We start from the raw sequence: 13,349 nt of genomic DNA on the forward strand, positions 1-13,349 counted from the left end.
GTAGCTGTCGTCGCACGCCCGCCAGGGATTACGGGACAGCCCTTAGGGCCGAATTGCATCGCTCAGTGGGCGCGGCCCCAGTGGGCGCGCTCCGTCGGACCCGGCGCGCTCAGCGGATACACACCGAGGGCCGCCCGCTCCCCCTGCATCCGGGTCAGCTTGCGCACGAAGAGGACGGCGAGCACCGCGGCCACGATGTCGAAGGCGTCGGTCGCCACCAACAGGCCCGTCGTGTCCAGGATTTCCTGCGGCTGCCCGGCCCCCCAGTACCGCCGGGCCGTGTACTGGCTGATGATCTGCGAGCAGACCCAGGCGCCCCACCACAGGTTCATCACGGTGGCCGGGACCGTGCGCCGGCTGCCGTCGGTGTTGGTCTGGGCGCTCGCGGTCCAGATGCCGCCCGCGATCCGGCGCGGCAGCACCAGGTTGCCGATCGGGACGAACCACGCCCCGACGGCCCAGCCGGGCCGCATCGACTGCATGCTCGGGTCGAACACCTCGGCGTTGAGCCGTACCCGCCGGAACCAGATGACGAAGACGACCCCGGTGGCCAGGTACGTCAGGGTCTGCAGCGAGCTCGCGGCCGCGTACAGATCATCCGCGAAGGTCACCGCCGCTTCGTCGTACGTCGCGAAGTCGTTCGCCAGTCCGGCCGCGAGCACGCGGCGGGTGTTCAGCCCCGCCGCCACGGCGAGCACATCGGCCACGGCGACGACCGCCAGCAGCACGACGACGGCCTTCGCGAGCCCCTCGGGCGAGCGCAGGTACTGCTGCGGCGCGAAGAAGGCCGGGGCGGGCGGCATCGGGGCCGCCGCCCCGGCCGGGCCTGCACAGAGCAGGCAGCGTCCGTCGGCGGTGACCGGCGGTCTGAGACGGCAGGTGGAGCAGAGCATGAAGTGGAACCCCCCAAGGTTCTGAGCGCGAACGCGAGAACGCGCGCCCCTCCCCGGAACGCGCGGCAAGCGGAACCTAGCCCCCGCCCACCCCGCTGTCCACGCCGATTCCGCTCAGCCCGCCCCGTCGATCCGTGCGGCCAGGGCCCGGAACCGGTCCCAGCTCAGCGTCGGCTTGCCCGGGACCCACAGCTTCTGGGCGGTCGCGCGCAGCGGCATCCGGATGCCCTGCGCCACCTGCGCCGGGGTCTGCGCCTGCGGAAGGTCGCCCCAGACCGCGAACCGGCCGCCGAGGATCTGGCCGGAGTAGCGCGCCGGGACCGGCTGGGTGCCGCGCAGGACGAGCGGGGTCCACTGTTCGTAGATCCGCTCGCCCGTCGGGTAGACGAAGTTGTTGGGCTGGCCGAGCACGTAATAGAGGAACTCGTCGTTGAGGTTCACCACGCGCCGTCCCTCGCGCAGATACTCCTCGGGCTGCCGGGCGCCGTACTCCTTGCCCGTCCAGTACTCGACCTCGATGTCCTTGTCGGCGTGGACGATCCCGTCGCGGAAGAAGCCGTCGTTCCAGGCCTTGGGCCGTTTGCCGTGCGGGCGCACCACCGCCGCGCGGTCGTTCAGCCAGCCGGTCGCCAGGTCCTTGATGCCGGCCTGTGCTCCGTACTTCTGCTGGGCGGCGCGCTGCAGCTGCGGATACGAGGCGGCCGGGTTCCGTGCCATCAGCGCGAGGTACTCGTCGGCGCCCAGATGCCAGTACGCGCCGCCGAACAGCTCGGTGTACTCGCCGAGGAGTTCGTCGATGAGCTTCGCCGAGCCCGGGTTGGAGATGTCGAGCGACCCGGGCGAGCGCGTGCCCGACACGTTGCGCAGCTGGAGGTCGGGGTGGGCCCGCAGCACCGCGCCGAGATGCCCCGGCGAGTCGATCTCCGGGACGACCTCGATGTGCAGCCGGGACGCGAGACCGACGATCCGGCGCACCTCCGCCTTGCTGAGGTGCTCCGGCGACACCACCTCGGGGTGGGTGTCGGACTCGATGCGGAAGGCCTGGTCGTCGGAGAAGTGCAGGCCGAGCTGGTTGAGCTTGAGGTCGGCCATCTCGCGCAGCCGGTCCTCGATCCAGGCGGCGGTGTAGTACTTGCGCGCGATGTCGAGGTTGAGGCCGCGCTGCGGCCGGTCGGGGCGGTCGCGCACCTCGCCCTCCGGCATCGCGCCGTCGGCGCGCACCGACTGCTTCAGGGTGCGGGTCCCGTAGAAGACCCCGGCCTGGTCGGGTCCGCTGATCCTGACCCGCCCGTCGTGGACGTCGAGGGTGTACGACTCCGGGGTGCCCTTGCCCGGGGCGAGGGCCAGCTCCACATCGCCCGCGCGGGCGGGGACGGCGCCCCGGTAGTGGATCTTCAGCTCCTTGGCCAGCAGCTGTCCCTCGTCCGCGAGCGTCCCGCTGCCGTCGGCGACGACGACCCCGCCGTCCGGGCCGGGCCGCCAGCCGGGGCCGCGGGCCGCGATGTGCTCCCGTACGGCGGGGATGGTGCGCGGGGCGGTGGAGAGCGGGTAGCTCCGGGTGGGCGAGGGGGCGGCCGAGGAGGGCGCGGGGGTGCGGGCGTCCGCCCCCTGGCCGGCGAGTCCGCTGTCGGAGCCTTCCGGCCAGACGACGACGGCGATCGTCGCGGCAGCCGCCGCGGTGAGGACCGCACCGGCCACGAGAGCGCCACGTGAGGGCGACATTGGTCAGAAACCTCCGATATTTACAGAAATAAGGCAGAAGCAGTGGGACAGCCGGGTATTCTCCTTTGATTACGGTTCATCAGGCGTTCCGTAACTCTCCCGTCCGGGTGAAGTTCGCGCTTTTGTCGGACGTCCGTTGCCCCTCCTCGCTAGCTTTGAGGCACATTCGTCTCTCTTTTCACCCCGCATCTGCCTGGTCTCATCCGCCCCTTCCCGCTCCAGGGTCACAGATGCCGTGCATCCGAGGAGCCCACGCTGTCCAGGTCCAGCGAGTCCCACGCCGGCCTCCCGGGGCAACTGCGGCAACCGGCCACCCGGACGGCCGTACCCGTCCAGAGCTCCGGAGCCGCGCACGCCCCGGGTCTCGACCGCTTCAACACCGTGCCGCCCGCCGAGGCCGAGGCGGCGCTGCTGGACTGTTGCGGAAGCCACCGCTGGGCGCAGCGGCTGACCGCCCACCGCCCCTATCCCGACCTGGACGCGCTGCTGGCCGCGGCCGACGAGGCGGGCTACGACCTGTCCCCGCCGGATCTCGCCGAGGCGCTCGCCGTCGAGGTCTCCCCCGGTCTGCACCACGCCGCGCCGCACTCCGCCCATCTCGCGCTGCGGGCCGCGCACGCCGCGTACGAGTCCCGCTTCGGCCATGTCTTCGTGATGTGCGTGGACGGACTGGAGCCGGCCGAACAGCCGGACCAGGTGCTCTCCGGGATCCGGGCCAGGCTGGGCCACGAATCCGACCAGGAACGGGTGGTCACCGCGGACGAGATGCGCCGACTCGCCCGGGGCCGCATCATCGAGCTGGTATCGGGTTCATAACGGAACGGGCTCGACGAACGGGGCGAGCAGCCTTTTCTAGCCCGTCCGTGCCTGTTTGATTGCCACTTTGATCACACCGCGGGCCCCCGCGCGAACGAACCGACAAACCGTCGCTACGATGGCCGGGGCCGGTGGACCGTACCCGGCCGGGTCAGACCGACAGTCAAGCCGGCCGACCCCAATCCCCGCTCCCGGAGGGTTCTTCCGTGCCGGCTGGAACGCTGTACCGCGGCCGGGAAGGCATGTGGTCCTGGGTGGCTCATCGAGTCACCGGTGTCCTCATTTTCTTCTTCCTGTTCGTACACGTCCTGGACACCGCTCTCGTCCGCGTCTCCCCCGAGGCCTACGACGACGTCGTGGCCACGTACAAGACGCCGATCGTCGCGCTCCTCGAATACGGCCTGGTGGCCGCCATTCTCTTCCACGCGCTGAACGGTCTCCGTATCGTCGCCGTGGACTTCTGGGCCAAGGGCCCGCGCTACCAGAAGCAGATGCTCTGGTCGGTCGTGGGCATCTGGGTCGTGCTGATGGTCGGGGCGCTGTACCCGGTCCTCGGCCACGCCGTACGCGAAGTATTCGGGAGCTGAGGCCAATGTCCACCGAGTCCTCCGCCGCGATCGGCTCCGTCGAGGGCGTCAGCCTGTACGACGTCGACAACCCGGCCCCGGTCATCGAGCCGCCGCGCAAGCGGACCGGCAAGACCCCCAAGGGTTCGCGCACCAACTTCGAGATGTACGCCTGGCTCTTCATGCGCCTGTCGGGCATCGTCCTGGTCGTCCTGGTCCTGGGCCACCTGCTGATCCAGCTGGTGCTGGACGGCGGTGTCTCCAAGATCGGCTTCGCCTTCGTGGCGGGCCGCTGGGCCTCGCCGTTCTGGCAGCTCTGGGACCTCGGGATGCTGTGGCTGGCCATGCTGCACGGCGCCAATGGTCTCCGTACGGTCATCAACGACTACGCCGAACGGGAGAACACCCGTTTCTGGCTGAAGATGCTGCTGTACACCGCCACGGTGTTCACCGTCCTGCTGGGCACGCTGGTGATCTTCACCTTCGACCCGAACATCCGCTAGGCGCCGGGCCAGAGGGACCAGAGGAAATCATGCAGATCCACAAGTACGACACCGTCATCGTCGGCGCCGGCGGCGCCGGCATGCGCGCGGCCATCGAGTCCACGAAGCGCAGCCGTACCGCCGTGCTCACGAAGCTGTACCCGACCCGCTCCCACACGGGCGCCGCGCAGGGCGGCATGGCCGCCGCGCTCGCCAACGTGGAGGAGGACAACTGGGAGTGGCACACCTTCGACACCATCAAGGGCGGCGACTACCTGGTCGACCAGGACGCCGCCGAGATCCTGGCGAAGGAGGCCATCGACGCCGTCCTCGACCTGGAGAAGATGGGCCTGCCGTTCAACCGCACGCCCGAGGGCCGCATCGACCAGCGCCGCTTCGGTGGTCACACCCGTAGCCACGGCGAGGCCCCGGTCCGCCGGTCCTGCTACGCCTCGGACCGCACCGGCCACATGATCCTCCAGACGCTGTACCAGAACTGCGTCAAGGAGGGTGTGGAGTTCTTCAACGAGTTCTACGTCCTGGACCTGCTGCTCCAGGACGTCGACGGGGTCAAGAAGTCCGCCGGCGTCGTCGCGTACGAGCTGGCGACCGGTGAGATCCACGTCTTCCAGGCGAAGTCGATCATCTTCGCGTCCGGCGGCACCGGCAAGTTCTTCAAGGTGACGTCCAACGCGCACACCCTGACCGGTGACGGTCAGGCCGCCGCCTGGCGCCGGGGCCTGCCGCTGGAGGACATGGAGTTCTTCCAGTTCCACCCGACGGGCATCTGGCGCATGGGCATCCTGCTGACGGAGGGCGCCCGCGGTGAGGGCGGCATCCTCCGCAACAAGGACGGCGAGCGCTTCATGGAGAAGTACGCGCCGGTCATGAAGGACCTCGCGTCCCGTGACGTCGTGTCCCGCTCCATCTACACGGAGATCCGTGAGGGCCGCGGCTGCGGTCCCGAGGGCGACCACGTCTACCTCGACCTCACGCACCTGCCGCCGGAGCAGCTGGACGCCAAGCTCCCGGACATCACCGAGTTCGCGCGTACGTACCTCGGCATCGAGCCCTACACGGACCCGATCCCGATCCAGCCGACCGCGCACTACGCCATGGGCGGCATCCCGACCAACGTCGAGGGCGAGGTGCTGGCCGACAACACCACCGTCGTCCCGGGCCTGTACGCCGCCGGCGAGGTCGCGTGCGTCTCCGTGCACGGCGCCAACCGGCTGGGCACCAACTCGCTGCTCGACATCAACGTCTTCGGACGCCGCTCGGGCATCGGCGCCGCCGAGTACGCGGTGAAGAACGACTTCGTCGAGCTTCCCGAGAACCCGGCGCAGATGGTCGAGGAGCAGATCGAGCGGCTGCGCAACTCGACGGGCACCGAGCGGGTCTCGGTGATCCGCACGGAGCTGCAGGAGTGCATGGACGCCAATGTGATGGTGTTCCGCACCGAGCAGACCATCAAGACGGCCGTCGACAAGATCGCCGAGCTGCGCAAGCGCTACCTCGACGTGTCCATCCAGGACAAGGGCAAGCGGTTCAACACGGACCTCCTGGAGGCCGTCGAGCTGGGCAACCTGCTCGACCTGGCCGAGGTCATGGCGACCTCCGCGCTGGCCCGCAAGGAGTCCCGCGGCGGTCACTACCGCGAGGACTACCCGAACCGCGACGACGTCAACTTCATGCGCCACACCATGGCGTACCGCGAGGTCTCGGCCGACGGCACCGAGTCGATCCGGCTCGACTACAAGCCGGTCGTCCAGACCCGCTACCAGCCGATGGAGCGTAAGTACTGATGGCAACCCCGATTCTGGACAAGGTCGAGGCGGAGTCCGCCGCCTCCCCGTACATCACGGTCACCCTCCGGATCCGCCGCTTCAACCCCGAGGTCTCCGACGAGGTCCAGTGGCAGGACTTCCAGATCTCGATCGACCCGAAGGAGCGTGTGCTCGACGCCCTTCACAAGATCAAGTGGGAGATGGACGGCACGCTGACCTTCCGTCGCTCCTGCGCGCACGGCATCTGCGGCTCCGACGCGATGCGGATCAACGGCAAGAACAGGCTCGCCTGCAAGACGCTGATCAAGGACATCAACCCGGAGAAGCCGATCACGATCGAGGCCATAAAGGGCCTCACGGTCCTCAAGGACCTCGTGGTCGACATGGACCCGTTCTTCCAGGCGTACCGCGACGTCATGCCCTTCCTCATCACCAAGGGGAACGAGCCGACCCGTGAGCGTCTGCAGTCCGCCGAGGACCGCGAGCGCTTCGACGACACCACCAAGTGCATCCTCTGCGCCGCGTGCACGTCCTCGTGCCCGGTGTTCTGGAACGACGGCCAGTACTTCGGCCCGGCGGCGATCGTCAACGCGCACCGCTTCATCTTCGACTCGCGCGACGAGGGCGGCGAGCAGCGCCTGGAGATCCTCAACGACCGTGACGGGGTGTGGCGTTGCCGCACCACCTTCAACTGCACGGACGCCTGCCCCCGTGGCATCGAGGTCACCAAGGCGATCCAGGAGGTCAAGCGGGCGCTGATCACGCGCCGCTTCTGACCCCCACCGGCACAACAGCCGCATCGAGGCCCCGTTCTCCGCAGGAACACTGCGGGGAGCGGGGCCTCTTGCTGCGCCGTCCGGGTCTTGGCGGTACGGTCGTGCGGAACCGGGCACCGGTTCGCCACCGGCGCAGCAGGGCCCGGGGCGCACAGGCTTGATCGAGAGCGGGGAACGTTGAGCGATCCGAATCCGTACGCGGACGACTCATACAAGTGGGGGCCGGCTCCCCAGCAGCCGGGCAATCCGCCCACCGTCGCGGACGGCCAGGGGAACCCCGGCCCGGCCACCCCCGCGTACGGCTACCCGCAGCCGCTGCCCGAGTCCGCGGCCCAGCCCGGCCCCGGCTACGGCTACCCCCAGGGGGTCGCGGCCCAGCCGACCATGCCCGGTCACGGCTTCCCGCAGCAGCCGGGCGCCCCGATGGGCGCCGGTATGCCGGTCCTGACGTTCGGTGACATCGCGGTCATGCAGGACCAGATCGTGACTCCGGCCGGTCCGATGCCGCTCAAGGGGGCGGTGTGGACGGCCACCGACCTGACGCGCACCGAGGAGAAGATCCCGACGGTGGGGATCGTGCTCGCGATCGTCTTCGCGCTGTTCTGTCTGGTCGGTCTGCTGTTCCTCCTGATGAAGGAGAAGCGGACGACCGGCTTCGTCCAGGTCTCGGTGACCAGTGGCGGGCGGCACCACTCGACGATGATCCCGGCGGTCGGCCCCGACACCTTCCCCATGGTGATGGCCCAGCTCAACACGGCCCGCGCGATGAGCATCTGACGGCCTTCGCCGACGGCCCGCCCCCGCCACACCGTCACCGTCGTCGCGCCGGACCGTGAACGGCTCGACGCGTACGCCTCGTCGGTCCGGGATCTCGCCGAGTCCACCCGGGCCCGGGGCCGGGAGATCGTGCTGCCGGACGGGCGGGCCGTCCCCGGCCTCGCCCTGGTGAAGGGCCGCCATCCGCGGCCGGGCGCCCGGTACGAGCGAGCCGCGGGCGGAGCCGGCGACTCCCTCGTCACCGACCCCGGCGACGCGACCGGCGCGGCCGGCCGGACGCGTTGAGCGCTCCCTGCTCAGTCCCAGGTGGCGCCGCCCCGGTCCTCGGCGACCACCATGACGCGCCGCAGCATGTCGTTGAGCAGCGTGCGTTCGTCCTTGTCGAGGACTCCGAGCAGCCGGTACTCCTCGTGGCCGAGGACGTCCATCGCGCCCAGCCAGGTCGAACGGCCCTCGTCGGTGAGTTCCACGTCGACCCGTCGGCGGTCGGTGGTGGAGGGCGTACGGCGGACGAAGCCGCGCCGCTCCAGCGCGTCCAGCCGGCCGGTGACGGAGGCGGGCGCGAGGTCGAGGTCGGCGGCGAGCTCGGAAGGGGCCGCCTTCCCGCCGCGTCCGGCCAGCTTGTGGAGCGTGTCGAACTCCTGGCGGTCCAGGTCGAAGTCGACCAGGGACTGTTCGCGTACCCGGCGCAGATGGACGGAGAGCTTCTTCATGCGGGTCACCGCGCCCTCGACATCGGGATCGAGGCCGGGAAGCACGGGCTTCCAGCGCTCCACATGTCCGTCGGTCCAGTCGCGTCGCTCCATGGGGAAAGCCTACGCCCGGCCCTCAACTACCCTTCGGAACCAGATATTTCGTTGACGAATAGTTCGGTACCGAAATAGGTTCTCGCGTATGCCGCACCCCTTGCGCACACGCGCCTTCCGCCTGCTCTTCGTCGGACGCACCCTCTCGCTCCTCGGCGACGCCGTCATCCCCACCGCCCTCTCCCTGGCCGTCTATCTGGCCACCGGCTCGACCGGGGCGCTCGCCCTGGTCCTCGGCTGCGCGATGGTCCCCAAGCTGCTCCTGCTGCCGCTGGGCGGCGTCGTGGGTGACCGCTTCAACGCCCGTACGGTCGCGCTCACCACGGATCTCGTACGGTGCGCGACCCAGCTCTTCGTCGGCGCCGAGCTGCTCGGCGGCGACCCGGCACTCTGGCAGATCGCCCTCGCCGAGGCGATCGGCGGCGCCGCCGGGGCGTTCGCGATGCCGACCGTCTCGCCGCTGATCCGCGGCACCGTGGCGGAGTCCGGGCTGCTGCGCGCCAACTCGCTGATGGCGGTCGTCGGCAGCTCCACCCGGCTCGGCGGGCCGGCCCTCGCCGGTGCGCTGGTCCTCACCGCGGGTCCGGGCTGGGCCTTCGTGCTGGACGGCGCCAGTTTCGCGGTGAGCGCCGCACTGCTGTCCGCCATCGAGGTCCGGCACATACCCATCCCCCGGCGTTCACTGTTCAGCGACCTCAAGGAGGGCTGGAGCGAGGTCCGCGGCCGTGACTGGTACTGGACGAGCCTGATCGCGCACGCCGCCTGGAACGGCGCGGCGGCCGTCCTGATGACGGTCGGACCGGCGCTCTTCGTCCGGGAGCTGGGCGGCAAGGGCGTCTGGGTCGCCCTCCTCCAGACCGGCGCGGTCGGCCTGCTCCTCGGCTCCCTGCTGGCCGGCCGGGCCCGCCCCCGCCGCCCGGTCCTGGTCGCCAACCTGGGGCTCGCCACGTACGCCCTGCCGCTCGGCCTGCTGGCCGCCCACGCACCCGTCGCGCTCACCATCGCCGCGTACGGCGTCGCCCAGGCCGGCCTCGGCTTCCTCGGCCCGGTCTGGGAGACCTCGGTCCAGTCCGCCGTACCGGCACACGCCCTGGCCCGGGTGACCTCGTACGACTGGCTGCTCTCCCTCGGCGCGATGCCGCTCGGCTACGCCCTGGCCCCGCTCGCGGCCTCGGCCTGGGGCGCCGAAGTGCCCCTGACCGTGGCCGCGGTGGCCGTCGGCGCGGCCTGCCTGGGGACGGCGGCGGTGCCGGGCGTACGGCGCTTCGGGGCGCCGGGCAGGCAGGCGGAGCACGTCGCCGCGACCCCGGCTTGAACATGTTCAAAAGTAGGTCTACAGTCCATGACAACAGCTTTTGAACGCGTTCAAGGGAGGGTGGGGCATGGACCTCACTGTTGTCGCGTATGTCATCTACCTGCTGATCAGCGTGGCGCTGACCGTCTGGGTCGCGCGCACGCTCAGCCGCAACGGCAAGGTGTTCCTCGCCGATGTGCTGCACGGGAACGAGAAACTCGCCGATGCCGTCAACCATCTGCTGGTGGTCGGCTTCTACCTGGTCAACCTGGGCTTCGTCACCCTCTACCTGAGGAACTCCGACGGCGTCACCGACGCCCGCGGGCTCTTCGAGGCACTGTCGGTGAAGCTCGGCGTCGTCCTGCTCGTCCTCGGTGTGATGCACCTCGGCAATGTCTATGTGCTCAACAAGATCCGCCGCCGCGGTCTGATGGAGCGTGAGCAGACCCCGCCCGTGGCCCCGCAGGGCTGGACGGGACCGGGCAACGGCCCGTGGGCGGCGCCCGCCCCGAGGGCCTGAGCGCCATGACGGACGGACCGGGCGGGCAGCGGCTCTCCGTCGAACGCCTCACGGTGCTGTACGACGCGCGGTGCCCGCTCTGCCTCCATCTGCGGCAGTGGCTGATGAATCAGCGTCAGCTCGTCCCGCTCGACCTCGTCCCGGCGGCCTCCGAGGAGGCACGCCGCCGCTTCCCCGGGCTCGACCACGCCGGGACGCTGGACGAGATCACGGTGGTCGGCGACCGGGGGCAGATCTACCGCGGGACCTCCGCGTGGATCGTCTGCCTCTGGGCGCTGGCCGAGCACCGGCCCAGGGCGCACTGGCTGACCACCCCGGCGGGCCGCCCGTTCGCCCGAGCCACCGTGCTCGCCGCCGCCAAGTACCGGTCCCTGACCGCACCGCCGTGCGGCGAGGGGGGCGGGGACGGCGCCTGTACGGTCCCCGGATCCGAGGGCTGACCGGGCCGGATACCCTCGGGGCTGTGGTGAAGGAAGCGAAGGACGTGAAGGAAGTCAAGGCTCCCAAGAGCGAGCAGACCCGCACACTCATCCTCGAAACGGCGCTCCGGCTCTTCCAGGAACGCGGCTACGACAAGACGACGATGCGGGCCATCGCCCAGGAGGCGGGCGTCTCCGTGGGGAACGCCTACTACTACTTCACGAACAAGGAGCACCTCGTCCAGGGCTTCTACGACCGGCTCGCCGCCGAGCACGCGGCGGCCGTGCAGCCGGTCCTGGACGGCGACCGGGACCTCGCGGTGCGCATGCGCGGGGTCCTGCTCACCTGGCTGGACGTGGCGGAGCCGTACCACCGCTTCGCCGCCCAGTTCTTCAAGAACGCCGCCGACCCGGAGAGCCCGCTCAGCCCGTTCTCGGCGGAGTCGGTCGCGGCCCGCGAGGCGGCGATCTCCATCCACCGGCGGTGCCTGGCCGGGTCGGACACCAAGACCGACCCCGAACTGGCGGAGCTGCTACCGCAGTTGATGTGGCTGATGCAGATGGGCCTGGTGCTGTACTGGGTGTACGACCGGACGGAGCACACCGCACGCAGCCGCCGCCTGGTCGAACGCTCCGCCCCGATCGGCGCCCGCGCCATCGCGCTCTCCAGGTTCCGGGTACTGCGGCCGCTGGTGCGGCAGATCCACGACGTACTGGAGGAATTCCTCCCCGGCACCGCGAAGCCCGGTGGCCGGGCCGGGTCCGGCGCATCGGACTAGGAACGCGGCGGGGCGACCGCCCGGCAGCGCCGGGGCGACCGCCCCTCGCCGGTCCGACGGTCCGCCGGGACCTCAGGACCGTCCGGCCCGATGGACCATCAGGATCTCAGGACCTCAGGGCCGTCAGATCCGCTTCAGTTCCCAGAGCCGCCAGAGACCGGTGCCGTCCGAGAGGTACTGCGAGCCGGAGACGTCCGTCGTGCTGACGACGTAGTCCTTCTTCTGCCACAGCGGGACCAGCGGCACGTCCTCGCCGACCTGTGCCTGGAGCTCCTTGAAGTCGGCCGCGGTGCGCCCGCGGTCGCTGTACTGCAGCGTGGAGCTGATCAGGCTGTCCACCTTCTTGCTGGAGTAGCCGTTGTGGAGGCTGTTGTCGCGGCCGACCAGCGGCTGGCTGAAGGTGTCGGAGTCCGGGTAGTCGGGGAGCCAGCCGACCGTGTACGCGTCGTACTTGCCGGCCGCGTACTCCTTCTGGAACTTCATCCAGTCGACGGCGTGGACCGTGACCTTGAACAGCCCGTCGGCCTCCAGCTGGCGGCGGAGCTCCGCGGTCTCCTTGGCGTACGTCTCGTCGCCGCCGCGGTAGCCGAAGCTGATGTTCAGCGGCGTCTGCACGCCGGCGTCCTTCATCAGTTTCTTGGCGCGCTCCGGGTCGAGCGAGGGGTAGGCGTCGAAGAACGGTGTGCTGTGCCCGACATAGCCCTGCGGGATCAGTGAGTAGAGCGGCTCGACCGTGCCCTTGTAGATACCGCTCACCAGCGGCCCCCGGTCGATGATCGAGGCGATGGCCTGCCGGACCCTCTTGTCGGCCAGCGGAGATCCCGGCCGGACGTTGAAGACGAGGTTGCGGATCTCGGCGCTGTCCGCCTCGGTGACGCGCAGGTCGGGGTCGCCGGGGTTCAGCTCGGCGAGCGTGGCCGGCGGCAGTTCGCGGTGCGTGACGTCGAGCTGCTTGGCCTTCCAGGCGGCCTGGAGTTCGTCCGACTTCTTGTAGTAGTGCACGGTGACCGGGACACCGGTCTTGCTCAGCGCGCCCCGGTACTGGCTGTTGGGGACCAGTTCCGCGATCTCGCCCGGCCGGTACGACTTCAGGACGTACGGCCCCGAGCCGTCGACGGTGTTCCCCTTGCGGAGCTTGTTCGGCGGGTAAGACTCGCGGTCGACGATCGAACCGGCTCCGGTGGCGAGCTTCTGCGGGAAGGTCGCGTCGCGCGAGGAGAGGTTGAACGTGATGGTGCGGCCGTCGGCCACCACGTTCTTGAGGCTCGGGAACAGGATCCACGGACCGACGTCCGTCTTGATCCTGATCATGCGCTCGATGGAGTACTTGACGTCGTCGGCCGTGATCTTCCGGCCGTTGGAGAAGGTCAGGTCGTCGCGCAGCTTGCACTGGTACGTCTGGAGCTTCTGGCCGATGAACCCGCAGCTCTCGGCGGCATCGGGTTCGGGGACGATCGCCCCGGACTTGAACGTCATGAGGGACTGGTAGATGTTGCTGTACATCGCCCAGGAACCCGCGTCGTACGCACCCGCAGGGTCGAGCGAGGTGACCACGTCGGTCGTGCCGACCGCGACCGGGTCGTTCTTCACCTCGTCCGAAGGGAGCAACTGCCAGGCGACGACGCCTGCGATGACCAAAACCGCGAGAATCGCGAGAATCCGTAGCCGGACCGACCGCATTGACGTGCTCTCCCTTACCAGCCCCACCTCGG

At 69.8% G+C, this 13,349-nt stretch carries 15 protein-coding genes; 11 read left to right on the plus strand and 4 right to left on the minus strand.

Annotated elements, in window-relative coordinates; translation table 11 throughout:
- Positions 1-62: 62 nt before the first annotated feature.
- Positions 63-893 carry a DUF4328 domain-containing protein gene (locus OG520_RS15350; protein ID WP_406013547.1) on the minus strand — a complete coding sequence of 277 codons (831 nt, stop codon included), beginning with the start codon at positions 891-893 and terminating at the stop codon, positions 63-65.
- Positions 894-1,007: 114 nt separating this feature from the next.
- Positions 1,008-2,615, minus strand: coding sequence for a beta-N-acetylhexosaminidase (locus OG520_RS15355; protein WP_406013548.1), 1,608 nt, complete (start codon positions 2,613-2,615; stop codon positions 1,008-1,010).
- A 297-nt stretch (positions 2,616-2,912) separates the two neighbouring features.
- On the opposite strand from OG520_RS15355, the gene OG520_RS15360 reads away from it, so the two are divergent.
- The 7 genes from OG520_RS15360 to OG520_RS15390 all read left to right on the plus strand — a co-directional run bounded on the left by OG520_RS15360 (position 2,913) and on the right by OG520_RS15390 (position 8,104).
- The gene (locus tag OG520_RS15360; protein WP_399327781.1) at positions 2,913-3,431 is read left to right on the plus strand and encodes a 2-oxo-4-hydroxy-4-carboxy-5-ureidoimidazoline decarboxylase; all 519 of its coding nucleotides are present in this window, start codon (positions 2,913-2,915) and stop codon (positions 3,429-3,431) included.
- Between the two features lie 206 nt (positions 3,432-3,637).
- The gene (gene sdhC / locus OG520_RS15365; protein WP_072486591.1) at positions 3,638-4,018 is read left to right on the plus strand and encodes a succinate dehydrogenase, cytochrome b556 subunit; all 381 of its coding nucleotides are present in this window, start codon (positions 3,638-3,640) and stop codon (positions 4,016-4,018) included.
- Between the two features lie 5 nt (positions 4,019-4,023).
- Positions 4,024-4,500, plus strand: a complete 477-nt coding sequence (locus OG520_RS15370; RefSeq protein WP_124716825.1) for a succinate dehydrogenase hydrophobic membrane anchor subunit — start codon at positions 4,024-4,026, stop codon at positions 4,498-4,500.
- A gap of 29 nt (positions 4,501-4,529) precedes the next feature.
- Positions 4,530-6,284, plus strand: coding sequence for a succinate dehydrogenase flavoprotein subunit (gene sdhA / locus OG520_RS15375; RefSeq protein ID WP_266415232.1), 1,755 nt, complete (start codon positions 4,530-4,532; stop codon positions 6,282-6,284).
- The gene (locus OG520_RS15380) at positions 6,284-7,042 is read left to right on the plus strand and encodes a succinate dehydrogenase iron-sulfur subunit (protein WP_406013549.1); all 759 of its coding nucleotides are present in this window, start codon (positions 6,284-6,286) and stop codon (positions 7,040-7,042) included. Before sdhA ends, OG520_RS15380 begins: the two co-directional genes overlap by 1 nt.
- 177 nt (positions 7,043-7,219) lie before the next feature.
- Entirely contained in the window at positions 7,220-7,819 is a 600-nt protein-coding gene (locus OG520_RS15385; RefSeq protein WP_399327327.1) for a hypothetical protein, read from the plus strand.
- A 129-nt stretch (positions 7,820-7,948) separates the two neighbouring features.
- Entirely contained in the window at positions 7,949-8,104 is a 156-nt protein-coding gene (locus tag OG520_RS15390; RefSeq protein WP_406013550.1) for a hypothetical protein, read from the plus strand.
- 11 nt (positions 8,105-8,115) lie between these two features.
- Here the strand turns inward: OG520_RS15390 and OG520_RS15395 are convergent, their stop codons facing one another.
- Positions 8,116-8,625, minus strand: coding sequence for a MarR family winged helix-turn-helix transcriptional regulator (locus OG520_RS15395; protein ID WP_406013551.1), 510 nt, complete (start codon positions 8,623-8,625; stop codon positions 8,116-8,118).
- An 88-nt stretch (positions 8,626-8,713) separates the two neighbouring features.
- On the opposite strand from OG520_RS15395, the gene OG520_RS15400 reads away from it, so the two are divergent.
- From OG520_RS15400 to OG520_RS15415, 4 genes are all read left to right on the plus strand, one after another.
- Positions 8,714-9,940 (plus strand): MFS transporter, encoded by a 1,227-nt coding sequence (locus OG520_RS15400; RefSeq protein ID WP_406013552.1) that lies wholly within the window; start codon positions 8,714-8,716, stop codon positions 9,938-9,940.
- A gap of 67 nt (positions 9,941-10,007) precedes the next feature.
- Positions 10,008-10,439, plus strand: a complete 432-nt coding sequence (locus tag OG520_RS15405; RefSeq protein ID WP_266415238.1) for a hypothetical protein — start codon at positions 10,008-10,010, stop codon at positions 10,437-10,439.
- Positions 10,440-10,444: 5 nt separating this feature from the next.
- Positions 10,445-10,879: a thiol-disulfide oxidoreductase DCC family protein gene (locus tag OG520_RS15410; protein ID WP_406013553.1), complete on the plus strand. Its 435-nt coding sequence runs from the start codon at positions 10,445-10,447 to the stop codon at positions 10,877-10,879.
- Positions 10,880-10,902: 23 nt separating this feature from the next.
- Positions 10,903-11,637, plus strand: a complete 735-nt coding sequence (locus OG520_RS15415; protein WP_399327320.1) for a TetR family transcriptional regulator — start codon at positions 10,903-10,905, stop codon at positions 11,635-11,637.
- A gap of 123 nt (positions 11,638-11,760) precedes the next feature.
- Here OG520_RS15415 and OG520_RS15420 read toward each other — a convergent pair whose 3' ends face one another.
- Positions 11,761-13,317: an ABC transporter substrate-binding protein gene (locus OG520_RS15420; protein ID WP_406013554.1), complete on the minus strand. Its 1,557-nt coding sequence runs from the start codon at positions 13,315-13,317 to the stop codon at positions 11,761-11,763.
- Positions 13,318-13,349: the final 32 nt, after the last annotated feature.

Origin of the sequence: Streptomyces sp. NBC_00984 (genome assembly GCF_045162475.1) — a bacterium.
GTDB lineage: Bacteria > Actinomycetota > Actinomycetes > Streptomycetales > Streptomycetaceae > Streptomyces.

Excerpts from the sequence above, each read along its gene's own strand:
- OG520_RS15355 (WP_406013548.1), bottom strand. The coding sequence starts at position 2,615 with ATGTCGCCCTCACGTGGCGCTCTCGTGGCCGGTGCGGTCCTCACCGCG.
- OG520_RS15370 (WP_124716825.1), top strand. The coding sequence starts at position 4,024 with ATGTCCACCGAGTCCTCCGCCGCGATCGGCTCCGTCGAGGGCGTCAGC.
- OG520_RS15405 (WP_266415238.1), top strand. The coding sequence starts at position 10,008 with ATGGACCTCACTGTTGTCGCGTATGTCATCTACCTGCTGATCAGCGTG.
- sdhA (WP_266415232.1), top strand. The coding sequence starts at position 4,530 with ATGCAGATCCACAAGTACGACACCGTCATCGTCGGCGCCGGCGGCGCC.
- OG520_RS15395 (WP_406013551.1), bottom strand. The coding sequence starts at position 8,625 with ATGGAGCGACGCGACTGGACCGACGGACATGTGGAGCGCTGGAAGCCC.
- OG520_RS15420 (WP_406013554.1), bottom strand. The coding sequence starts at position 13,317 with ATGCGGTCGGTCCGGCTACGGATTCTCGCGATTCTCGCGGTTTTGGTC.
- OG520_RS15380 (WP_406013549.1), top strand. The coding sequence starts at position 6,284 with ATGGCAACCCCGATTCTGGACAAGGTCGAGGCGGAGTCCGCCGCCTCC.
- OG520_RS15350 (WP_406013547.1), bottom strand. The coding sequence starts at position 893 with ATGCTCTGCTCCACCTGCCGTCTCAGACCGCCGGTCACCGCCGACGGA.
- OG520_RS15410 (WP_406013553.1), top strand. The coding sequence starts at position 10,445 with ATGACGGACGGACCGGGCGGGCAGCGGCTCTCCGTCGAACGCCTCACG.
- OG520_RS15400 (WP_406013552.1), top strand. The coding sequence starts at position 8,714 with ATGCCGCACCCCTTGCGCACACGCGCCTTCCGCCTGCTCTTCGTCGGA.